Below are 22923 nucleotides of genomic sequence, written 5' to 3' on the forward strand. Positions count from 1 at the left end.
AAGCGCGAGGAACGAGCGCAGCAACCGGCAAAAGATGGGTGCCCAACACCCCAGTAGAACCTAGACCAGGCCGTTACGCGCCAGGATCAGCTTGATGGCGGCGGTCTCGGAGTCGTTCAGTGCCGGCATGGGCACGCTCATGGTGTTGGACTCGATGACGCCCATGATCTGCAGCGCGGTCTTGAACGCACCCAGTCCCGCAGCGCCCCCGGAGACCCGGCCGTTGGGGGTGAAGACGATTTCGAAGACGTCAGCCAGGCGGTCCTGCTCGCGGCGTGCGCCGGCCCAGTCGCCGGCCTGGGAAGCATCGAACAGGCGGCGGTAGCCGGCCGGGTCAACGTTGCCGAGGCCCGGGACCACGCCGTGCGCCCCGCCCAGGAGGGCGCCGTCCACCACCACCTCGTGGCCGGTGAAGATGCTCAGCCCGGGGTTGTCCTTGGTGGCCAGCAGCAGCTGGCGGAAGCCAACATCGTCGCCGGAGGAGTCCTTGACGCCGGTGATGACGCCGTCGCGGCCCAGCCGTGCCAGCAGGTCAACGGGGAGCTTGAAGTGCGTCCGGACGGGAACGTCGTAGGCGAAGATGGGCTTGTCGACGGCGGCGTGGACGGCCCGGAAGTGCGTCTCGGTCTCGGCGGCGTTGCCAATGGCGTAGTACATGGAGGTGACAACGATCGCTTCAGCGCCCAGGTCGATGACCTTCCTGGCCTCTTCGATCACACGGTTGGTGGTTTGTTCGTTGGCGCCCACAATCAGCGGGACGGCGCCGGCATTGGCCTCGGCGATGGTGCTGACCACCAGGGCGCGCTCGGCATCCGTCATGTAGGGCACCTCAGCGGAGGAGCCGAGGACAAACAGACCGGAGACGCCGCCGTCGAGCAGATGCTTGGTGACGTTCTTCAGGGAATCTGTGTCGATGCTGCCATCGGTGTGGCGGGGAGTGACGACGGGCGGGATGACGCCGGAAAACTGGGGCATGGGGTAACTCCAATGGTTGAAAAGCGAAGCGGGAAAATTCAGGTGTGCAGCAGGCTGGGAGCGGCGCCCAGCAGCTTGCGGGTGTAGTCGTTGCTGGGGGTGTCGAAGACCTGCGCGGCGGGGCCCTGTTCAACGATGTTGCCGAAGTACATAACGCAGATGCGGTCCGAGACATAGCGGACGGTCTGGATATCGTGCGAGATGAACACCAGGCCCAGGTTCAGCCGGGTCTTCAGGTCGGAGAGCAGGTTCAGCACCTGGGCCCGCACCGAAACATCCAGCGCGGAGGTGGGCTCGTCCGCCACAATGATGTCCGGGTCCAGGGCCAGTGCCCGGGCGATTGCCACGCGCTGGCGCTGGCCGCCCGAAACCTGCGACGGCGTGACCCCGGCTGCCGAAGCCGGCAGGCCAACCAGCGCCAGCAGTTCGTCCACCTTGGCAGCGCGGGACGCTGCGGTGCCGATCCCGTGGATCTGGAGCGGGTCCGTCAGGATATCCGCAATGGTCATCCGGGGATTCAAGGCCGTTGCCGGGTCCTGGAAGACCACCGAAACGGAGCGGCCAAATTCCTTGCGCATGGCGGCGTTCCGCTTGATGGCGGGCTTGCCGTGGAACAGTACCTCACCGGATGTGGGCGGCTGCAGGCCCACCAGCACGGCGGCCAGGGTGGACTTGCCGCAACCGGATTCGCCCACGATGCCGACGGTTTCACCACGGCTGATGCTGAAGTCCACGCCATCCACGGCCTTGACGATGGTGGGCTTGAAGAGCGATCCGGAGCGGGCCCGGTGGTGGACCTTGACGTTCTTGAGTTCAATGACGGGGGTGCCGGTGGCGGCGTTCATTTCGCGTCCTCCTTGAGGTGGCTGGCCCAGAAGTGTTCTGCATCCGAAGCCCCGGTGGAGGTGGCAGGTTCGGCAGCAGCCGGGGAACCGGCAGGAACCCTTGAACCGGCGGACACCGGGGTGAGGACCAGGCGTTGGTTGGGATCGGCGTCGGCCCGCAGGGACCGGGGCGCGAAACGGTCGCCGGGGGCGAAGTCCTGCGGGGAGGGGACCGTGCCGGGGATCTGGTGCAGCCGGGTGGCGTCCGCCTCGATGGAGAGGACAGCGCCCAGGAGGCCGCGGGTGTACTCATGGCGGGGATCCTGCAGCAGCGCGGAGGTCTGCGCAGATTCCACCACCTGGCCCGCGTACATAACGGTGACCCGGTGTGCCAGCGAAGCCACCAGGGCCAGGTCGTGGCTGACGAACACCATGGCGAAGCCAAGCTCTTCGCGGAGGTCGTTGAGCAGGTCAACCACCTGTTTCTGCACGGTGACGTCCAGGGCGGTGGTGGGCTCATCGGCCACCACGATCCTGGGCGAACGGGACAGGGCCATGGCGATCAGGACGCGCTGGCGTTGCCCGCCGGACAGCTCATGCGGGTAGCTTGCCAGCGTCCGGACCGGGTCCAGCTTGACCATTTCCAGCAGCTCGGTGGGCGTCTTCCGACCGCCCCGCCGGGTCAACTGGGTCATCTGGTCCTTGATCTTCATGGACGGGTTCAGCGAGCTCAACGCGTCCTGGTAGACCATGGCGATCTGCTCCCCGCGAAGGCCCTGGTAAGCCTTGATGCTGCTGTGCTTGCGGGCGGGATCCAGCAGTTCCTTGCCGTCGAAGGTGATGGAGCCGGTGATCTCCGCCGTTTTGGCCAACAACCCCATGATGGCCAGGGAGGTGATGGACTTTCCGCAACCGGATTCGCCCACCAGCGCCATGGTTTCGCCTTCCTTCACGGTGAAGGAGACATTGTCCACGATGGCCGTGGCCCCGAACCGGCCCGGGAATTTGATGGACAGGTTGGTCACCTCGAGCACTGTGCGCGCATCGGCCGGAACCTGGGGCAGCCGGTCGGTCCGGGTGGCTTCCACTGCGGCCAGGCGCAGGAGTTCTTCGTCCAGCCGGGCGTTCGGGTTCGCCGAGATCACGGCGGCGCCGTGATCCGGCTCGCCGGCACCTGCTCCCATGCCGTCGTCGGACAGGCTGTGCCGCGGCGCGGCCTGCACCGCGTCGAGTTCGTGTTGCTCCACGACGGAGCCCTGGGCAACTGAGGTGCCCACCACGGCGTCGACGGCGGTGAGGGCGGCAGCGCCGTCGTCGTCCTTTACCGCCGGTGCGCGCCGCAGCTTGGGGTTGACCATGGCATCCGTGAGGCCTTCGGCGAGGATGTTCAGGGCCAGCACCGTGAGCAGGATGGTGAGGCCGGCGAAGGTAGTGGCCCACCAGCCGCCGGAGAGCACCAGATTGCGGCCATAGGAGATCACGTTGCCCCAGGACGGTGCCGGATCCTGGACGCCGGCGCCGAGGAAGGACAGCGACGCTTCGAGGATGATGGCGTCAGCCACCATGACCGTGGCGAACACCAGCACCGGGGCGGCGGTGTTGCGGACAATGTGCTTGAGCAGGATGTAGAAGCGGCCGGCGCCGATGACCCGCTCGGCACGGACGTAATCCTCGCCGTACTGCGAGAGCACGTTGGCGCGGACCACCCGGGCCAGTTGCGGGGTGTAGATGATGGCGATCGCCAGGATGATGGTGGGCACGGAGTTGCCGAATGCTGCCAGCAGCACAGCGGCCAAAGCGATGCCGGGGAAGGCCATCAGGATGTCCATGATGCGCATGATCAGTTCATTGACGGTCTTGCTGGACGTGGCTGCCAGGGATCCCAGCAGCGCTCCCACCAGGACAGCGAGGGCCACGGCGCCGAGGCCGATCAGCAGCGAGGACTGCGAACCGAACAGCAGCCGGGAGAAGATGTCGCGGCCCAGCCGGTCGGTGCCGAAGAGGTGCTCGCCGCCGGGAGGGGTGGCCGGGGTGAAGGATTCCAGGGGATCGTGCGGCGCAAGAACGGGGGCGAAGATGGCGGCCGCGGCAATGATCACAAGGAAGACGAGGGCCAGGCGGGAGCTCCAAGGCAGGGCCTTGAAGCGGAGTCCGGGGGCGCTCAGGCGTTCAGCGAGTTTGCTGCGCATGGGTCACACGGTCCTGATTCGGGGGTTGATGAGCAGGTAGAGAAGGTCCACGGCGATGTTCACCAGGACGAATGTGACGGAAATGGTGAGCACCACGCCCTGCACCAGGTTGACGTCCAGGTTGGTGATGCCGTTGAGGATCAGCTGACCCATGCCCGGCAGCGCGAAGATCATTTCGATCACGACGGCGCCGCCCAGCAGGTAGCCAACGCGCAGGCCCAGCACGGTCACCGGAGTCACCAGGGCGTTGCGCAGGACGTTCTTGGAGACCACTTCGCGGTACGGCACGCCGTTGCCGACGGCCGTCCGGACGTAGTCGCGGTCCAGTTCCTCCACCATCGAAGTGCGGACCACCCGGATGAGGGAAGCGGAGACCGGGATGCCCAGTGCCAGGGCCGGCAGGGCCATGGAGTTGAGCCAGCCGCCAAAGCCGGATTCGGGCGTCGCGATTCCACCGGACGGGAAGAGCGGGTTGCTGCCCAGGGCGAACCACTGGATCAGCAGGATACCCAGCCAGAACGACGGTGTTGCTACCGCCGCGATGGAGAAGACACGAACCACCTGGTCCTGCCACTTATCCCGGTACAGGGCGCCGATGATGCCGAAGACCAGCGAGACCACCACGGCGATGATGACGCCTAGGAAGGTCAGCTGCAGCGTCAGGGGAAACGCCGTGGCGATCATGCCGGCAACCGGTTTGGCCGGGGGAGTGGTGACGCCAAGGTCGAACTGCAGGAGCCTGCCCAGGAAACTGATGTACTGCAGGGGCAAGGGGTCGTTGAGCCCGTTGGACTCCCGGTACTGTTCCTTGGCCTCTTCGCTGGCACCTTCGCCCAGGGCACTGCTGGCCTGGTCGCCCGGTGCTGCCTGCAGGACCAGGAACACCAGCAGCGTGATGCCCAGGATCATGAGGGGCAACGCTGCGAGCCGTCTGCCCAGCAGTCGCAATATGGTGGTCAATGTCTTCTCCGTTGATCAGATCAGGATGTGCGGCCCACACCAACGAAGGAAACTCCGGTGGTGGGGAGGGGCGCGAAGCCGCTGAGCCTGGTGGAATCCCAGGCGCTGGGGAGCTGGCGGTGGAACATCGGGTAGAGGGGAACTTCCTCGGAAACCAGGTCAACGATCTGGCCGGTCAGTGCCTTGGCTTCCGACGACGACGCGCGGCCGGCCTTGGACATCAGGTCCACCAGGGCGGCGCGCTCCGGAGTGGTGGCCCAGAAGGCGCGGTTCTTCATCCACGTGTCACCGGCGTAGAACCAGCTGAGCAGCAGGTCAGCGTCGTTGCCGAAGACGGACGGATCGCCGGGGGCGGCAACCACTGTGTAGTCACCCTTTGCCACGCGGTCTGAATACAACGCACCGGACTGGAGGTTCTTCAAGGTGACCTTGACGCCGGGGATCTTGTTCCAGGACTCGAGCATCAGCGGAGCTACGTCCTTGACCCAGGCGGTGTCGGTGGTGAGGAGCTCGAACTCGAGGCTGGTAACACCGGCCTCCTTGAGCAGGTCGGCCGCCTTCTGGGCGTCGTAGCCGTAGACGTTCTTGGCCTTGACGTAGTCCGGGTGGCCTTCCTGGAAGTACGACGATGCCGGCTTGGCGTTGCCGAACAGGGCCTTCTTGATGATGGCGTCCTTGTCCAGGCCGTAGTGCAGTGCCTGGCGCACTTTTTTGTTGTCGAACGGGGCAGCGGAGCAGTTGAACATCAGGAACATCAGGCCAAAGGACTGCACCGACTCCACGCTGGACTTGGCTTTCAGGCCATCAACGTCCAGGTAGGGGACATCTTCAATGGCCTGCACGCGGCCTGACTGCATGGCGGTCACGCGGGCCGCGGCGTCGGAGAGCAGGAGCCAGGTCATGCCCTTGGCGAGTGCCGGCATGGGGCCGTTGTAGGCGCTGTTGGCTTCAAAGATGATCTTGTCGTCCTTGACGGCGGAGATCAGCTTGTAGGGGCCGGTGCCAACGGGGGCGGCGTCGAAAGCCTTCAGCTGGTCGGAGCCCACCGGGAAGTTGGTGAGTGCCTTGGGGACGATCTTCACCACGGAGATGCGGGGACCGAAGCCCGGGAAGCCGTACTTGAGGGTGAACTCCACGGTCTTGGCGTCGACCGCCTTGACCTCCTGGATAAAGGGAATGAACTGGGAGAACAGGGACTTGTTGGCCGGGTCCATCACGCGGGTGAAGGAAAAGACAACATCCTCTGTGGTGACGGGGGAGCCATTGTGGAACATGGCACCGTCGCGGAGAGTGACCCGGTAGGTGGTCTCGTTGACCATGGTGGGGTCCGACGCCGCGAGGGCGTTGTACGGCTTGCGTGTTGCCGGGTGGAGTTCCACCAGGCCTTCGAAGACGTGCAGGTTGGCCGCCATGGGTGTGGCGCCGGAGGAGGAGATCGGATCGAAGCCGGTGGAAAGGGCGTAGGAGATGCCTGCCTCGATGGTGAGGTCCTTATTGACGGCTGCCGTATTGGTGGCGGAGCCGGTGGTGGTGGCCGCGGGACCGCCGCAGGCTGCAACGGAGGTGGTGATGGCTGCTGCGATGCCCATAACACCGGAGATCTTGAGGAAATTGCGGCGGCTGGCGTCATTGACCAGCGGCAGATGCTTGAGGGTGTTCATGAGGGCCTCACCATGTGAAAGGGTTTATCGGATGTAGGATGTCCGAGCTCGTAAGAAAACTGTAAGGGCCATCACAGGGGTTCGTCAAGGGGCGCCGGGTTTGCGCCCGGTTGCGGAGCCTGCCGCAGGCTGTCATCGTCCAGCAGGCGCTCGAGGATCTCACCGGTGCTGGTGTTGCAGGCAAACTCCTTGCCTGTCCGGACGCGTCCTGCTCCCACTGTGGCCGTCAGTACATAAGTGACAGTGGCCGTTCCCGCTGCCACGTCGGCTTCCGTGACGGTGTAGGTGGGGGTGAAAAAACGGGCCTCGTGGCCGCTCTTGAGGTCCGTGGGTTCGAAGGCGTCGGCTCCGGGTCCATGCAGTGTTACCAGTGCTGCGGGTGCCGGGCCGTTGTTGCTGGCCCGCCCGGTGAAGGCGAAGATATCACCTGCTTTGTAGCCCGCGCTGATGGGGCCGTAATTCAGGTCCTGGGCTTCCCTGCTGCCGAGGATCTGCTGGGCGCCATATCCGTGGCCGATCTCTTTCCAGGTATGGGTGTCCCAGCCGGCATCGTTGGCCGGGAGTGCGTGCGACTCGCCAACGTCCTGCCAATCTGCCGGCCTGCCCGGGGTAATGGAGCGCAGCTCCATCTCGAAGCCGAGACTGCCGTTGCGTTCCGGGGGCTCTGCTGACGGTTGCGCGGCCAGCAGGTTTGCCGTTGGCACTGACGCAAAAACAATGTCGCGGTACCCCTGGCGCTCATACAGCACGCCAATACTGCCGTCCGGCAGCCGGCAGGCGGTGGAATAGGCGGAGCTGCCGGGGCACAGGACCAGCTTCCGGGGCCACGTTGCGCCGTTGTCCGTGGAGAGGTTGAGGGTGGTGTTCCGCCGGAGCAGGGTGTCGTTGTTGTTCGTGGCCAGCAGCCAGCCATCGGTTTCCTGCCTGGCATGCCCGGTCACCGCCGGCAACCCGTCGAACCGTGCCAGGGAACCGTTGTCGCTGGGGTCCGGGAGGTCCGGGACCGGAGCCAGATCGCTCCAGGAGGCCCCGCCGTCGTCCGAGTGCGCGGCGAGCCGGGCCGGAGTGGCCCGGGAGTGCAGGAGGAGGCGCCCATCGTGCAAAGCCACCACTTTGTTCTCGTTGGGATTGATCCCATGCGGCCCCGGTCCCAGAAGCGCCCCCAGGCTCCATGAGTCGCCATGGTCGTCGCTGTAGGCCGAGGCCGCCATGATCTGGCCGGTCACCAAAAGGACAAACTGCTGCACCAGGCGGCCGGTGAAGGGGCCGGTGTGGATCTGGATGCCTTGACCGGCGGCGGCGAAAAGGCCGGTGACGCCCGGGACTTTAAGTTGGTCGGTGATCCTGCGGTGCCGCCAGGTGCGGCCGTCATCGTCAGAGAAGCTGAGGTCGGCGTGCTGGACTGCATCGTCCGGCTCGAGTCCTTCCACCGCTTCGAAGAAGCCTGCGTGCGTACCGGCGGCGTGGAACATAAAGATCCGCCCGGTGTGGCTGTCCACCAGCAGGCTGGGGTCGCCGAATCCCTGCAGTCCGACGCCGGAACGCACCACCTGCTGGTCGGTCCAGGTCTGTCCGCTGTCGGAGCTGCGTCGCAGCAGCAGATCGATCGGGTTGGGCAGGTCGTCAAGGTTGGGCCGCCCGTCGTAGGCGGCCAGCAGGGTGCCGGTCCTTGTGACGGCCAAGGCGGGAATGCGGTACTGCCGGTAGCCGCCGACGCCACGGGTTGCCAGTACCTGCTCACGGATGGGTTGGAGATGGGATGTCATACCTTCATCCTAGGGACTGGGGTGCGGGGGCGGTAGGGGGCTAGCCAGGCGCTGACTTCCAACGTATGTTGTAGGACGTTGTATGTATGAGCTACAACACACGCCTTCCCGATCTCACCGTCGCAGACGAGAGGACCACGGTATGAAAAACCAAAGACCAAAACTTCGAGGCGCGGCGCGGACCCTCGGCGCCGGCGCCGCCGGGCTGGCGTTGCTGGCCGCCAGCCTCCTTCCAGCCAATGCCGCACCCATCCCTTCGCCCAACCCAGCCACCCCACCGGGCAGCTTCGCGGAACAGAACCTCGGCGCCGATCGCACGGCGGCCAACTTCTTCTACCGCATTCCGGCCCTGACGTACCTTGGCAACAACGTGGTCCTTGCAGCGTGGGACGGCCGCCCGGGCAGTGCCGCTGATGCTCCCAACGCCAACTCGATTGTGCAGCGCCGCAGCACGGACGGCGGCGCCACCTGGGGGCCGGTGCAGACCATCGCCGCAGGCCAGCCGGGCGATGCAAGCAGCCCGAAGTACGGTTACAGCGACCCCTCCTACATTTTCGATGCCGAGGCAGGCAAGGTCTTCGCTTTCTTCGTCTATTCCAAGGACCAGGGCTTCGGCGGGAGCCAGTTCGGCAACAGCGATGCTGACCGCAATGTCATCTCGTCAGCCGTGATCGAATCCGCTGATGGCGGCGTGACATGGAGCCAGCCGCGGCTCATCACCAACGTAACCAAGCCCGGCACCAGCAAAACGAGCCCCGTGGCGGGTGACGTCCGGTCCAACTTCGCATCCTCGGGTGAGGGCATCCAGCTCAAGTACGGTGCCCACAAGGGCCGGCTGATCCAGCAATACGCCGGCGACATCCGGCAGGCAGATGGCGGCAACAAAATCCAGGCCTACAGCGTCTACTCGGACGACCACGGCCTCACGTGGCAGAAGGGCGCCAACGTGGGCGACCGGATGGACGAAAACAAGACCGTGGAACTCTCCGATGGCCGCGTCCTGCTGAACTCCCGCGACAATGCCAACCAGGGATACCGCAAGGTGGCGGTGTCCACTGACGGCGGCGCAACGTACGGGCCGGTCAGCCAGGACACGGAACTGCCGGACCCGGCCAACAACGGGTCCATCGCGAGGATGTTCCCTAACGCCGCGCAGGGTTCCGCGGACGCCAAAAAGCTCGTGTTCACCAACTCGAATTCCAGGACAGCCCGCGAAAACGTTTCGGTGCGGGTGTCCTGCGATGACGGTGCAACCTGGCCGGGCGTGCGGACCGTGCGTTCAGGATTCTCGGCTTACTCGACCATCAGCCGGTTGCAGGACGGCGCATTCGGCCTGCTCTACGAGGGCAACTACACGGACAACATGCAGTTCGCGTCCTTCAACGATGCCTGGCTGAACTACGCCTGCGCACCGCTGGCCGTCCCGGGCACTGCCGTGGCCGGTGGGGCAACCACCCAGGTGCCAGTCACCGTCACCAATCAAGAGGCGGCCACGCTGACCGGTGCAACGGCGACTGTCTACACGCCCGTCGGCTGGTCGGCAACCACCGTACCGGTCCCCGCCGTCGCGCCCGGAGCTTCGGCCACCGTCAACGTGGCACTGACCGCCCCGGCGGGCGCCAGCGGCGTGCAGAACCTCAACGCTGCGTTCACGACGGCGGATGGCCGGGTATCGCAGTCGACGTTTGCGGCCACGGCTCCCGTCAATGCCCAGGTGGGGCTGGCCATCAGCGGAACGGCTCCGGGCAGGGACGTGCAGGCCAATCCCTATGCCGTGGGGGAGACCATCACCTACACCCTGACGGTCAAAAGCACCTCCACTGTGACGGCGAACGCTGTGCCGGTGTCCGGGACGTTCGACTCGGGGTTCCTGCCGCCGTCAGCCCCCAACTGCCGGTACAACAACCTGGCAGCCGGGGCCTCCTATACGTGCGCCACGGCCAGGCACGTGGTCACGGCGGCAGACGTGGAGCGCGGCTACTTCGTCCCCACGGCGGGTTTTAATGTCACGGCCAGTGCCACCCCGTCGCTGACCCGGACGGTGTCCTTCGCGGGCGCCGCGATTGCCCTGCGCGACGGCCTGGTGAGCGCCGATATCAGGGGTGCCAGGGCCGACGTCGGGCGCGACCTGGCAACCCAGCCATACGCTGCGGGCAGCCAGGTGCCGTATTCGTTTGCGGTGTCCAACACCAGCCCGCTGGTGACCAAAGTGGTTCCCACGAGCGGTAACTTCAGCCCATTCCTGCCCGAAGGGGCCGGTAACTGCCGCTACTCCGTGCTGCCGGCCGGACAGTCGTACACCTGCGCCACGCCGCGCCACACGGTGACCGCCGCTGAGGCCGAACAAGGCTACTTCACGCCGGCCACGACCTGGGAGGTGTCTGCCGCAGGGCAGACGGCCAAAACCTACACGGTCGACGGCGGCGAGGTGGATCTGAAGGTCCGCGAGGCCAGGCTCGACGGCACGGTCACCGCGGCATGGGCAGATTCCGACGGCGACCGGTACGCCAGCGCCGGGGACCTTGTCACCTACACGTACACGGTGGGGAACGCGGGCAACGTGCCGCTGACCGGCCTGGCCGCAGATGCCGCGGGGATCACAACGGCGGCGCTCGCCGTTGGCGAATCCGTGTCTGCTGCCCGCGAATACCGCCTGACAGCCGCCGATGTGGCGGCAGGCACCCTGGCGCCGGTGTCCTTCGAGGCCACGGCGGACAACGGTTTGCAGCCTGCAGCACTAACGGTGACCGGAGAAGCGCTGGTGCTCAATCGTCAACCGGCTAAACCGGTTTCCGAGCCGGCTGCCGGGACGCTGAAGCTGGCAAGCGCTGCGTCGCCCATCGACCTGCAGATCGGGGCCAAGTACGCACCGGGGGAGAAAGTGGTGCTGCAGGGATTGGAGGACGGCCAGTGGTACTACGTGTACCTGAACAAGAAGGCAGACCGGATCGGCTGGCTGTTCCCCACCATGGCCAATACGCTGGAGTTCATCCTGCCCGCGGGCGTGGGCAATGGCCGCGACGACGTGGTGGTGCTTGATACGGCCGGCGCCGTGGTGGCCTTTGACCGGCTGCAGGTGACGCCGAAGGGCTGACCCGGCTGCTGCTTGTGCTGACCCGGGGTGGCCCGCAACGGGCCCACGCTCCGGCGCCTTCGTGTCAGTTGCCGGAGCTTTCGCGCGACGTGATGCCAAAAGCCTGTGACTGCAGGTCGGTGAAGTTGCCAACCGTGGCGCGCACAGTGCACTGGGGCGTGATCTGCAGGGCCGTTACGGTGAGGCCGGAGCTGTCCACTGCCAGTGCGCCGCCGCAGCCGTCGGAGAAACGCACCCCCTTCTCGCCGGCTGCCACGGCATCAAGCATCTGGGACGGGCGGCCCGACGCGGGGCTGACGTAGAGCGGGTTGAGTTCGTCGGCCCCGCCCGCCCACACGGGCACCACCGTGATGGTCAGGGGGCTGGGCGTTACCACACGGGCGGGGGTGCGGACCTCCACGCCCTGCAGCCGCTGGACGGGATAGGCGGTGCCTTTGACCGCAGGATCCGCGGTGGCGTCGCGGGTCCCCTCGGAGCCGCTGCGGAGCCACGCATCGAGCGCCTGCTGGTCCGCCGGAGCCACCGGCACCTTGGCGGTCACCTGCTTGGAGCCGCCGGCGGGAATGTCCAGTCCCGAGACCTTCCAGCCGCAGCTGACGTCCAGGCCCGTGATCGAGGCCTGGTTCCGGCTGACGGACCCGCCGTCCCAGGTGGCGGCCGGGCAGGTGCTGCTGCCGGCCAGGCCCGGAATGACCTCGAGGAAGTCGCCGGAAAGTGGCGCTTTCTGCGCCGCGTAGGAAACCGTCAGGCGGACCTCTCCGGTGGCGGGTTCGAAGGCTGCTGACCGTGAGATGGTCAGCCCGGTTGGCAGCGCCGGGTCCTGCAGCTGCGCCGACAGGGACTGGCCCGCGACGGCCGGCGCCGCCTCCTGCGCAGCCGGGGCCAGCACCACAAACCCCACCACCATGCCCACCAGCAGGACAGCAGCGCTTCCGCCGAGGATCAGCGCCTTTCGGGTGCGCCAGAACGGAGTGCCGGCCTCGGCTGCCGGTGCCTGCTCAGCGGGGGCCCGGACGTCCCGGCGGGGCATCGAGCGGACGATTGTGGCGCTGCCTGCCTCGCCGAGTTCGGGAACCTCACCTTCCACGGCCGGGGCGGCGGCAAACGCCGCCAGCTCGTCGTCGGTAAAGGCGCCGCGCACCACCGTGGCGGGACGTTCGACGTCGGCGAAGTCCTCGGGTGCGCCGGTGCGGTCCAGCGGGCTGGCGCCGGCAAGTCCCGGCGCCAGCCGCCGGAGGGTCGAGGCCGCCTCCCTGGCGGTGGGCCGCTGGGCCGGGTCCTTGGACAACAGGCTGTCCAGGACCTCCCAGACGGCGTCGGCCACCGGAATCCGCGGCGGGCGGGAGGAAACGTGGCGGTAGGCCACGCTGAAATCCGTCCCGGGCCCGGCAAACGGCGTGCGGCCGGCCAGGAGTTCGTACAGCAGGACCCCGGTGGAATACACGTCGCCGGCTGGGCCGGACCTGCCCTGGCTGATGAGCTCCGGCGGCATGTACTGGGGTGTGCCGATCAGGCCGGTGGTCTGCCGGATCCGCTCGCCCACAACATCGGAGATGCCGAAGTCGGAAACCCGGACATCGCCCTGTTCACGCTCGGCCCAGGGCCGGGCCAGGAGCACGTTGTCCGGTTTGATGTCGCGGTGGGTCACGCCGCGTGCATGCGCGGCGGCCAGGGCGTCGAAGATCTCGGCGGTGACGTTAAGGGCATCGGCGGGGCCAAGCGTTCCTGCCGCCTTCACGGCGTCCCGCAGCGAGCCGCCGGGGACGTAGTCCATCACGATGGCCAGCCGCTGGCCCTCCACCACCATGTCGCGCACGGTCACGATGTGCGGGTCCTGCAGGCCCAGCAGCACAGACCGTTCCCGGACAAACCGCTCCACCAGGGAGGGATCATCTGCATGCTCGGGGCGCAGGACCTTGGCGGCCAGTGTGCGGCCGTCCGCGGCGGTGATGGTCCAAACCTCGCCTACGGCACCTGAGCCCACCCGTTCGCCGAAGCGGTAGGAGGCCCCCAGTGCCTCACCCGTTTGTGCGAATTGCATTCCGTACTCCCCAACGCTGTCGATCCGGTTCCCCAGGGCCACCGTTCCGGCCACCCTGCCATCGTAGGCGCCGCCGCTGCATCGCCGGCGCCGCCCGTATCAGCCGTCGGCGCTCATGGACTGGATGAGCGCCATCTGGCCCCCTACGCTCAGGTAGCCGCGCCCGGCAGTCAACGCCACGGGAGCCTTCCGCGGCACCACCGCACCCAGCAACTCGCCGTCGTAATTGACGTCCGGCTGCAACAGGACGCCCAGCCGTGACTTGCGCACTGTTTTGGACCAGTGGCTGTACAGGCTGCGGAGGTCCGCCGCCCTGCCGGAGGCGATGATGCACAGGCCCGGCTGCCCGGAGGCCACCACCCCGGCGATGGACTGGTCGCCGTCGTCGAAGCGTTCGGCGTCGTCGATCAGCAGGAACACCGTTCCGCGTTCCAGCCGCAGGGAGGCCAGCAGCGCCGGCACCTCGTCGGCGCCCACCGCCACCCGGTCCAGGCCGGCGCCGGCGAGGGCCAGGGGTGAGCGCCGATCGCAGATGGCCCAGACCTGCGCGGGGCCGCGGGACGTTGGCTTGCCCCGGACGGCCCCGGCCAGGGCCAGCAGCAGCGTTGACTTCCCGGACCGTGCGGGGCCGGCCACCAGTGCGTGCTCACCTTCGTAGATCTCCAGGAACGCGGGGGACAGGTCCGCTTCCTGCAGTCCCACCGGCACCAGCCAGGGTTCTGCGTCGAGGCGGGGTTCCACGGCCAGTTCCTGCAGCGTGACGTTGGAGGGCAGGCGCCGGATGGCGGGTGCCTTGGCCGGTGCCTGCGCCCAGCCCTGCCGCACCTGCTCAACGGCCGCCGCCATCCCGATGCCGGGAGTGGCCACGTGCATCTGCAGCGCGGTGCGGGGGTCCACGCAGCGCCCGGGCAGCGGGGCCGGGATCTCCTTGCCGCGGACACCCAGTGAAGAGTAGTCGTACGTGTCAGCGAGGCGGAAGAGCCACTTTTGCAGGGTCACCTCGTTCATGGCTGAAGGCACGGCCTTGGCCCGGGTGGTGGACACCGCGAAGGAGAGGCCCAGCGCCGGTCCGTCGGCGTAGGCGCGGTACAACAGGGCCATCATCTGCTGGCCTTCGAAGTCCTGGAACTCGTCCCGAAGCGAGGCCAGTCCATCCAGCAGCACCACGGTGCGCCGGCCCCTGTCCGGGTTTGCGCGCCGGTTTTCCAGCTCGGTGTTCAGGTGCCGGAGGAAGCGGGCCTGCTGTTCCTTGGCGCCGGCGCCGGTCCCCACATAGGCCACCGTATGCGGCAGGTCCTTCAGCGGCTCAAGTTCGCGGGAGCCCATGTCCAGGATCATCAGGTCAAGGCTGGCGGGATCGGTGTCCTTGGCCAGGGCCAGGGCGATCGAAGCCAGCGTGGTGCTGGTGCCGGATCCGGCCACCCCCATCAGCATCAGGTTGCCCACGGACATGTCCCAGCCCGACGGCGACTGGCGCTGCAGGTCGGGTTCATCCACCACGGTGACCAGCACGGTGTTTCCCTGGACTGAACCCACCTGGGGCAGGGCGGCTGCCAACGGTTGCGCCGCCGTCGCTTCCGCCGCTGTCCCGTCCGAAACTGTCCCGTCCGGCGAGGGCCCGCCCGATGCCGGTTCCGCGGAAGTGCCGGCATCCGGCCGGGCCAGGAAGCCTGCCAGTTCCACGCGTTCGCCCAGCGCTTCCGGCCACACCTGGCGCGGCGCCGCGTAGCCGGCCTCGGTGTTGGCCTGCACCACGGCATCGATCAGGAGGTCCAGGTCGTTCTCGTCAGAGGCGGCGGAGCGGGCCGGCGCTGCCGACGGGGCGGGAACGCCGAACCGGCGCACTTCCCGCACGTCCACTGCGGGTCCGCCGCCCACCAGCGCCTGCCCCGTCACCAGGGCCGTCTGCACGGGGGTGATGTCGTCCTGGCCCAGCTTCACGAAGGCCCGGCCCATCTGGGCGCGCCCGATCGCCGAGGCGGCCGGCACGCCGATCACGTTGTTGGAGTCCTCTCGGCTCTGGACCCGCAGCGCTACCCGGAGGTTGGTGTTGGCCAGGATGTCGTCGCTGACCACGCCTGCGGGGCGCTGCGTAGCAAGGATCATGTGCACACCCAGGGTGCGGCCCACGGCGCCCACACTGACCAGGGCCTTAAGCACGTCGGGGAAGTCCTTGGCGAGCATGGCGAACTCGTCAATCACCAGCAGCAGCCGGGGCATGGGCTCGGCTGGGTTGGTGGCGAGGTAGGCGGACAGGTTGTCGACGCCCTCTCCGGCTGCGGCGAACACCCGCTGGCGGCGTTCCATTTCGGCTTCCAGCGCACGCAGGGCGCGGTCGGCGAGCTGCTCATCCAGGTTGGAGATGGTGCCGATGGTGTGCGGGAGCCGTTCACAGGCCTTGAAGGCGGCCCCGCCCTTGAAGTCGACCAGGATGAAGTTCAGCCGGGTGGGATCGTTGCGGGCGGCGAGGCCCGCCACCAGCGAGCGGAGGAACTCGGACTTGCCGGATCCGGTGGTGCCGCCCACCAGGCCGTGCGGGCCGTCCTTGACCAGGTCCAGGGTGAGGATCCCGTTCTCGCCGGTGCCGATCGGCGTCGAAATTCCGGTGGCCGCCTGCCAGAGCCGGCTGATGGTGGCAGCATCCGGGCGGTCGTAGTCCAGCAGTTCCGGAAGCCGGACCAGCGGGGGGAGGGAGGCGCCGGGAACGCTCAGTTCGGGGTCGTCGAAGTGCGCCACGCGCATGGCGCAGCTGAGCGCCTCCTCCTCGTCGAGGCCGGCCAGGATGACATCCTCCACCCGGGTCAGGTCCTCCGGCTGTTCCACCGTCGCCGCGGCGTCCGCACCCACCCGGATGATGGTGGTGCACGAGGCCGGCAGCTGCTCTTCGGACGTGGCGATGACAATGCCCGCTACCCGCGGAGGGCGCTGCTGCGGGTTGACGTAGCCGCCCGGGGCAGAGCGGCCCATGCCCAGCAGCGCCCGGGCGGGGGCGTCCCTGCCTTCGGTGAGGACTTCTGAGTCCAGCACCACCAGGAGCGCGGGAGTGGGCAGTTCCGCCACGCTGTCCTTCAACGAGCGCAGCATAGCAACGCCAGTCTCCCGGTGCGCTGACATCCACCGTTCGCCGGTGCTGCTGCCGGTCTGGCGGGTGTGGGGCAGCCACGAGGCCCATTCCCACTCTTCCGCGCGGCCGGCGTCGCAGAAGACGCCGATGGTCAGGTCCGCGGGGCCCACATGCACGGCCGCCTGGGCCACCAGGGAACGGGCCAGGGCCAGAGTGCCCTCGCGCGGGCCCACCATGCCCACCACACCGGCGTCGGTCAGGTCCACCAGTACCGGTGCTGCCTGCAGCCGCGCTGCCGCCAGGGAGTCCTTGACCTCGTTGTCGAGGCGGGTGCTCGCGGAGCGGTCCAGTTCAGGCCGCCAGGGAACATCGCCGGTGCCGGCGTGCAGGGCCAGGAAGTCGTCGGCGTCCGCGCGGCGCTGCCACAGGGACGTGGCGGGCAGCGCCGGACGGCGTACCACGGTGGCCGGATCGGGGATCATCCTGTGGCGCCGGGCGGTTTCCTCCGCGGCGGCCTGCCGGATCTGTTCTTCGAATTCCTCGAGGGCACCTGCGAAGCGGGCGTCCTCCTCCTTAAGGTTGCGGGCATAGCGGCGTTTTTGCTCGAACCACATGCCTACGGCCATGACCGGGCTGAGCATCGCGAACATGGCGAACCGCATGTCCCGCAGGATCAGCACCATCGCGGCCGCCATTACCAGCGGGGCCAGGACCGTGATGACACTGAACTTGCCGGCGGGCGGTACGTCTTTGCGGCTCGGCGGAACCAGCGGGTCTCCGGCGGGCGCGCGGCCGGGGCGGGGTGGCCGGTTAAACGGTGCCGTGGCGGCCGGTGTGAGGTTGTGCAGGCTGCCGGGCGCGGGAGCCGGTGATTCCTCCAGTGCAGGGCGCAACAGGAGTACCGTCCCGCCGGCGGTGATGGTGGCTGTTCCCGTGACCAGGACGCCGGCTTCGCCCACACGCTCCCCGTTCACCAGCGTCCCGTTGGTGGATCCGCCGTCGAGCACCCGCAACCCGTCGTCCTCCCGGCGCAGCCGGCAGTGGTCCCAGGAAGCGCTCTCGGTGGGCAGGGTCAGGTCCGCCTGCGGCGAACGGCCAATCAGCATCTCGCGGCCCTGGGGTACGTCAACCACCCCGCCGGTGCGCTGCCCGCCGGCCAGCGTCACGCTCCAGCCGGGCACCCGGTGCGGGACCTGCCAGGGCCTGCGGGAGATGCGGCTGCCTTCGAGGAGGACCAGTTCGGACACCGGAGTTGAACCGCGCACCTCCGCCTCGTTGACGTACACCGCCTCGTCCGGAGCCAGGTGGGGTCCGCCTGCGGCCGCCACGAGGTCTGTCAGTGTGGTGGCCGCTGCGGCGCGGGCCACCTCGCATTCAAAGCGGCGTTCGTCCAGGTCGATCAGCACACGCATCGGGGCGGTCCTTCCGTAGTCAGGTGGTGGCGGTCCGCGCCGGGCGGGTCAGGGCAGGTGGGTCAGGAACCCGCGGGGGCGGGTACCCAGACAACGCGCGGCGCTGCCTCGTCCGGTGGCCGGAGCCCCAGGTCCTGGGCGGAGGCGTAGGCGGGAACCGCCGGTGCCGTCAAGGCTGCGGGGCGGGAGAAGTCGAGGGCCGGGCCGGCCAGGCCCTCACCGGGTCCAAAGGACAGGGTGCCCAGGGCCGCCCCAACCTTGGCGGGCTCACTGCTTCCGGCCAGGGCCGCGGCCCGGACAAGGGCGACAACGGCGTCGTGGCTGCGGGCGTCTGCTGCCCACGCATCGGCGGAGAAGGGGGCATCTCCGGTCAGGTTGGTGACGGTTGTGTTGCCGGCCGCCAGGCGGACGGCGGACAGGAACGCGGACATGCCCCGGCCCTGGGCGTCCTGTTGCAGGGCCGTGGCGTCGCCTGCAGCGGGGGTAACGGTGACGAGTTGGCCTGAGGCGGTGCCGTCCAGTTCCGCGAGGGTAGTGGCGAATGCGGGTGTGGCGGCGCCGGCGGGCAGGATCATCGGGACGGATACGTCGCGGGATTGCAGGGCCTGGACCAGGCGGGCCAGGCGCTGCGGGGTTGCCGCGGAGACCACCAGGGCGTCTGCCGGTTCGGCGACCCTGACCGGTTCGGTGCCTTCCGGGGCGTCTTCGGCCAGCGGCCGGAACTGGTCGCCGGTCTGGACGGCGGCTTCCTGGGCAAGCTCCGCGACGTCAGCAAAGTTTTCAAGGTTCAGTGCCTGCACGCTCCGGACCGATGCCGGGGCAGCCGCGCCGTCCGCGACGATCAGCACCCTGGTTTTTCCCGCCAGCGCGCTTTGCAGGGCAGTGTCCACGGCGGTTGCCGTGGGTCCGGTGGTCCAGGTGGTGGGCGCGGCGGCGGACGGTTCGGTGTAGGGCAGGATTGCCGGGAGGCCAAGCTCCGCAGCTTTCTGCGCCGCGGCCTGGGCCTGCGGCCCGGTGCTGGTGATCACGACGCCGGACACTCCCTGCCCGGACAGGGCCTGGACTGCGGCGCGGGCGCCGTCCTCCGTGCCCCTGTCATTCTCGGCCCGGAGGGCCACCGGAGTGCCGCCCTGCGCAAAACGCTGTGCAGCCACCACGGCACCCTGGGCTGCCCGGTTGTATTCCGACCCGGGCTCGCCGGACTGGCCCAGGGTGAGGATGACGCCCACAGAGGCGTCCTTGGGCAGTCCATCGGCCTGTAGCGCAACGGGAACCGTCGCAGCTACCGGGTCAGGCAGCGGGGTTTCCTTGGGTCGGGTCAGCACCAGGGACAGGACGACGGCGGCCACCACAACCACAGCGGCGCCGGCGGCAATCAGGGTAATGAGCCTGCTGCGCGAACTCATGCGGTGCCGCCGATCTTCAGGGTGTAGAGGGTTTGCGACGTGGCGCCGGCAGGAACTTCCAAGTGGAACGGCGGCAGTTCGTCCACCGCGGTGAGGGAGGCTTTGAACTGGGCCTGGCGCAGCAGGAGCCCTGCCACGTCCCGGGACCGGATGTTGGCGTAGCCTTCGGCGTTCTGGGAAGCCAAGGCCAGCTGGTAGTCAGCGGTGTCCGCTTTGGCGGCGCTGGTGGCCATTGAGCCCAGGAGGCCCGAACCGTTCACCGACCTGTCGCCGAGGTCCAGCATGACCCTGTTGAGGCTGGAGGACAGCAATGCGCTGGCACCTTCAACGTCGCGGGTGGAACCGGACGTGCTGGAGGCGATGCGTTCCAGCGAAGCTTCGGTGCCTTTGGCCAGCGAAGCCGCAAGCGCTGACTCCTGTTCCTGCAGTTCCCCGCGCTGCTTGTCCACCGTGGCCCCGGCATCCTTGACCACTTCGTCAGAGGTGGTTTTCAGCCCGGCAATGGAGCGGTTGAAGGCCGTCACCACAGAGGTGGAGCCGGCGTCGCCGATTTCAGCGACCTGGCGGACCTGTTCGTCCACCAGCTTCTGAACCTGTGCGGTGGTGCTTTTGAAGGTGTCGCCGAACGACTTGGTGATCTTGTCGCCAAGCCCGTCCTGCTGTTCCTTCAGCTTTCCCAGCGTTGTACCCACCTGCGCCGAGGAGCCGATCGCTTCGTCGAAGGCTTTGGCGAGGGACTCGAGGTCTTCCCTGGTTCCGTCGACGCCTCCCGTGGCGGCGCCGTCGAGCGCCTGCACGGCCTTTTCGACGGCGTCCAGCCCGGCGTTGGTGCCGGCGGCTGCCTCCTCAATGGCGGCGAAGGATTCGTCGATCGGTGCGTCGTCGGTCGTGGTGTCCGTAGCGGCCAAGGTCTTATCCCAGTCCACAACCTGTTCTTCCAGCCGGGCATTAAGAGGGGCTTTGAAATCCTTCGGCAGTTCTAGCTTCCCCGGCGCTTCACACGGAACGTCTGTCAGGTACGAGCGCAGGCGTTCCACCTGGCCGGCGGCGAGCCGGCCGCCGCGGGGAAAGTTGCCGTCAGCCATGTCGCACAGTTCGGCGGCAAGCTGCTTGACTTGATAGGTCATGGAGCCGTTGGGAAGTTTTTCGTCCGTCAATTCGCTCCGAGCCGCTCCGGCAATTCCGCTGATCTCCACCAGCTTTTCGCGCAGGGCATTGACTTTGCTGCGGGCCGTTCCTGTTGCGTCCAGCGTGGCAGTCACGGACTTACGGGCGGCCTTCAGTTCGTTGTCCACGGTTTTGAGTGCCGCCTTGTAATCCTGCGGGGTGGTGGCCCCGGCCAGGACGGCGGTGACGTTGGCGCGGACTTCTTTGAGGGTGGCCGTGGACGCTGCCTGGTCCTTGATGGCGTTTTCCACCAGTTGCGGCTGCAGTCCGGCCACCAGCTCATCACCCTTGGCCACCAGGCCCAGGAGGGCGCCGGTTACGGTGATGGCGGAGCCCAGCAGCGAGCAGGTCATGGAACCCTGTTCGGCGCAGTCTTCGATGGTGGGGTTCTCCGGGCCCATCGTTGCCTTGATGGCCCCGGCCACCAGGTCCCGGCAGTCCGTGCTGACCTTGGCGTAGGCATCCAGCTGGGAGGCCATGGTCTGGATGCTGGAATAGACCGTGGCGGACGAGCCGGATTTGGCGACATCGGCAGTGCAGCCCTCGCCCGTGATGGGTGTTGTTGGCGGTACCGTCGTGGTGTCGCCCAGCATTGCGTCGACGGCGGCTACCGTCACCTTCAGTTGTGCCGAGGTGGTGGACTGCGTTGATTTGGTGGCGGACTCCAGGTCGGTGCCGAGCCGCTGCAGCTGTCCCTTGAGGTCCACCATGGTGTCGGCCAGGGCTTTGGAGTTGGTGCTCAGTTCGCCGGCGGTCTTGGCACCCAGGGTCTGGGAGGTCACCTGGAGGTTCCGGCGGACGTCGGTGATGGTGGAGCCGGCCTTGGTCAGGACCGTGTTGACGTCCGAGACCAGCGAGATGGTGCGGCGCTGCAGCTCAAGCTCGGAGCCGGTCCCGGAGGAGAAAGCGCCGGCAAGGACGCCGTCCGCGCTGAGGTCGGTGTTGAGGCCCGGCTGAACCGCAACATCGAAGGTGGGGACCTGGAAATCCCGGACATCAGCCACCAGGCGCAGTGTGGTGCTGGCGCCGGACCGCGGCGGTGCCAGTACGGTGGCCCACTGGACCACTGTGGCACCATCCCCGGTGCTGCTCAGAACGCCGTTGGTACCGGACGCCCCGTCCGCGGACCCTGCAGTGACGTCGTCGGCCCGCACTCCTGCGAGCTTCGTGGCGGCCGCGATGGTCAGCGGCGCCCCCACCAACGCGGTATCGGTGCGGGCCTGGCCCGCTGCGTCGTACTGGACCTGCCGGGGCTTAACCGTGAGGTTTTCCAACGTCAGGTTGATCTCCACGGGACCGGTGTGTCCCTGCAGCTCGGAAAGGTCGGAACCGGATTTCTCGCCGGCCCGGTACTGCAGGCTGACGCGGACCGGCAGTTCGCCCACCACGTCGGCAGCCTTGTACGTTGTGTCCGCCGCGGACGAGTCGCCGGCTGCGGACACCGAAATGGTGGTGCCCTCAATCGTTTGCACCCCTGCCGCCGCGGAAAGGCCCACGCGGACGCTTTGCAGGAGCTTGACCGGGTTGGCTACCGGTTCCGGTTCGGGCGGCGGTGTGCAGGACGCTGTGGCAATGAGCCCCAAGGTGACAAGCAGTGCCCCCAACGTCCGGCCCGGCGCCATGCGCCGTTCCCTGTTTCGCTGGTCAGTATTGGTCCATCTGGGCATGATTGTCCCCTCAATCGTTCACGGTGCCAACAAGAAGGATATACGGGGTTGCGCTTGCGAATGGACTAATCTGGGATCCGCCGGCTGTGTGCTCAGCCTACTGCCGTCATGACCTGCAACATTTGTTTGTTCTTTTGTTGGATTTAATGGCGTGAATTGGTAGCGTCATGCTGTCTGGTCGCCGGACTTTGTGGCCGGCGATGTCCTGGTTAATTTTTTTTGGGGAGGAAAATTTCTTATGTCGCGTGTGTTGTCTACTGAGCAAGCGAAGGCTGCCATCGGGCAGGTCCAGTCGATCATCAACGGCGGTTTCACGGACCAGATTTCCGCGCTGGATGCGCAGGGCCGGGTTCTGTCCGACCCGAACATCTGGGACGGTCCGCTCGCCGCGCAATTCCGCGGGTCCACCTGGCCGGAGACGAAGGCCGCCCTGGATAAGGCCAAGGAAGAGCTGGAGCAGCTGCGGGGGCAGCTGGAGAAGATCTCCCAGGACATCTTCTCAGCCGGCGGCGGGGCTTAGCCTGCAAATTCGGGCGTGATGGCCGGGCCGGGGTTCCACTGAATGGGATCTCCGCCCGGCCGTTGCGCCGGTCCCGTGTGATTTTTGGTTTGCTGTAGTCCGGTCCTGGGTTGTCCTGGTCCGGTTTTTGGGTTTAGGGGACCGCTTTCGCTGCCTGGTGATTTGTCCCGGGCAGGT

The 22923-nt window shown here is 67.5% G+C and carries 12 protein-coding genes; 2 read left to right on the forward strand and 10 right to left on the reverse strand.

What is annotated here, in order from left to right:
• Nucleotides 1-60: 60 nt before the first annotated feature.
• The 6 genes from ACRB8A_RS03295 to ACRB8A_RS03320 all read right to left on the reverse strand — a co-directional run bounded on the left by ACRB8A_RS03295 (nt 61) and on the right by ACRB8A_RS03320 (nt 8375).
• Nucleotides 61-975, reverse strand: a complete 915-nt coding sequence (locus ACRB8A_RS03295) for a dihydrodipicolinate synthase family protein (RefSeq protein WP_432245579.1) — start codon at nt 973-975, stop codon at nt 61-63.
• A 38-nt stretch (nt 976-1013) separates the two neighbouring features.
• Complete coding sequence (locus ACRB8A_RS03300; protein WP_056598090.1) at nt 1014-1820, reverse strand: ATP-binding cassette domain-containing protein; 807 nt, start codon at nt 1818-1820, stop codon at nt 1014-1016.
• Complete coding sequence (locus tag ACRB8A_RS03305; RefSeq protein WP_432245580.1) at nt 1817-3988, reverse strand: dipeptide/oligopeptide/nickel ABC transporter permease/ATP-binding protein; 2172 nt, start codon at nt 3986-3988, stop codon at nt 1817-1819. The genes ACRB8A_RS03300 and ACRB8A_RS03305 overlap by 4 nt, the downstream gene beginning before the upstream one ends.
• Nucleotides 3989-3991: 3 nt before the next feature.
• Nucleotides 3992-4948 carry an ABC transporter permease gene (locus ACRB8A_RS03310; RefSeq protein ID WP_124091717.1) on the reverse strand — a complete coding sequence of 319 codons (957 nt, stop codon included), beginning with the start codon at nt 4946-4948 and terminating at the stop codon, nt 3992-3994.
• 20 nt (nt 4949-4968) lie between these two features.
• Nucleotides 4969-6609 carry an ABC transporter substrate-binding protein gene (locus tag ACRB8A_RS03315; protein ID WP_050684521.1) on the reverse strand — a complete coding sequence of 547 codons (1641 nt, stop codon included), beginning with the start codon at nt 6607-6609 and terminating at the stop codon, nt 4969-4971.
• Nucleotides 6610-6680: 71 nt separating this feature from the next.
• Nucleotides 6681-8375, reverse strand: a complete 1695-nt coding sequence (locus ACRB8A_RS03320; RefSeq protein WP_432245581.1) for a sialidase family protein — start codon at nt 8373-8375, stop codon at nt 6681-6683.
• A gap of 142 nt (nt 8376-8517) precedes the next feature.
• On the opposite strand from ACRB8A_RS03320, the gene ACRB8A_RS03325 reads away from it, so the two are divergent.
• Nucleotides 8518-11469: an exo-alpha-sialidase gene (locus ACRB8A_RS03325; protein ID WP_432245582.1), complete on the forward strand. Its 2952-nt coding sequence runs from the start codon at nt 8518-8520 to the stop codon at nt 11467-11469.
• Nucleotides 11470-11533: 64 nt separating this feature from the next.
• Here the strand turns inward: ACRB8A_RS03325 and ACRB8A_RS03330 are convergent, their stop codons facing one another.
• From ACRB8A_RS03330 to ACRB8A_RS03345, 4 genes are all read right to left on the reverse strand, one after another.
• Nucleotides 11534-13510, reverse strand: coding sequence for a serine/threonine-protein kinase (locus tag ACRB8A_RS03330; RefSeq protein WP_050684537.1), 1977 nt, complete (start codon nt 13508-13510; stop codon nt 11534-11536).
• Nucleotides 13511-13609: 99 nt separating this feature from the next.
• Nucleotides 13610-17986 carry an FtsK/SpoIIIE domain-containing protein gene (locus tag ACRB8A_RS03335; protein WP_432245583.1) on the reverse strand — a complete coding sequence of 1459 codons (4377 nt, stop codon included), beginning with the start codon at nt 17984-17986 and terminating at the stop codon, nt 13610-13612.
• Nucleotides 17987-18048: 62 nt separating this feature from the next.
• On the reverse strand, nt 18049-19392 hold the full coding sequence (locus tag ACRB8A_RS03340) for a hypothetical protein (protein WP_056598082.1): 1344 nt from the start codon (nt 19390-19392) through the stop codon (nt 18049-18051).
• Nucleotides 19389-22226 carry a hypothetical protein gene (locus tag ACRB8A_RS03345; protein ID WP_432245584.1) on the reverse strand — a complete coding sequence of 946 codons (2838 nt, stop codon included), beginning with the start codon at nt 22224-22226 and terminating at the stop codon, nt 19389-19391. The genes ACRB8A_RS03340 and ACRB8A_RS03345 overlap by 4 nt, the downstream gene beginning before the upstream one ends.
• A 247-nt stretch (nt 22227-22473) precedes the next feature.
• Here ACRB8A_RS03345 and ACRB8A_RS03350 point away from each other — a divergent pair, with 247 nt between their 5' ends.
• Nucleotides 22474-22746 (forward strand): pyrophosphorylase, encoded by a 273-nt coding sequence (locus ACRB8A_RS03350; RefSeq protein ID WP_231686007.1) that lies wholly within the window; start codon nt 22474-22476, stop codon nt 22744-22746.
• Nucleotides 22747-22923: the final 177 nt, after the last annotated feature.

The organism is Arthrobacter sp. G.S.26 (genome assembly GCF_050847375.1).
GTDB lineage: Bacteria > Actinomycetota > Actinomycetes > Actinomycetales > Micrococcaceae > Arthrobacter.

Excerpts from the sequence above, each read along its gene's own strand:
- ACRB8A_RS03295 (WP_432245579.1), bottom strand. The coding sequence starts at position 975 with ATGCCCCAGTTTTCCGGCGTCATCCCGCCCGTCGTCACTCCCCGCCAC.
- ACRB8A_RS03300 (WP_056598090.1), bottom strand. The coding sequence starts at position 1,820 with ATGAACGCCGCCACCGGCACCCCCGTCATTGAACTCAAGAACGTCAAG.
- ACRB8A_RS03305 (WP_432245580.1), bottom strand. The coding sequence starts at position 3,988 with ATGCGCAGCAAACTCGCTGAACGCCTGAGCGCCCCCGGACTCCGCTTC.
- ACRB8A_RS03315 (WP_050684521.1), bottom strand. The coding sequence starts at position 6,609 with ATGAACACCCTCAAGCATCTGCCGCTGGTCAATGACGCCAGCCGCCGC.
- ACRB8A_RS03320 (WP_432245581.1), bottom strand. The coding sequence starts at position 8,375 with ATGACATCCCATCTCCAACCCATCCGTGAGCAGGTACTGGCAACCCGT.
- ACRB8A_RS03325 (WP_432245582.1), top strand. The coding sequence starts at position 8,518 with ATGAAAAACCAAAGACCAAAACTTCGAGGCGCGGCGCGGACCCTCGGC.
- ACRB8A_RS03330 (WP_050684537.1), bottom strand. The coding sequence starts at position 13,510 with ATGCAATTCGCACAAACGGGTGAGGCACTGGGGGCCTCCTACCGCTTC.
- ACRB8A_RS03335 (WP_432245583.1), bottom strand. The coding sequence starts at position 17,986 with ATGCGTGTGCTGATCGACCTGGACGAACGCCGCTTTGAATGCGAGGTG.
- ACRB8A_RS03340 (WP_056598082.1), bottom strand. The coding sequence starts at position 19,392 with ATGAGTTCGCGCAGCAGGCTCATTACCCTGATTGCCGCCGGCGCCGCT.
- ACRB8A_RS03345 (WP_432245584.1), bottom strand. The coding sequence starts at position 22,226 with ATGCCCAGATGGACCAATACTGACCAGCGAAACAGGGAACGGCGCATG.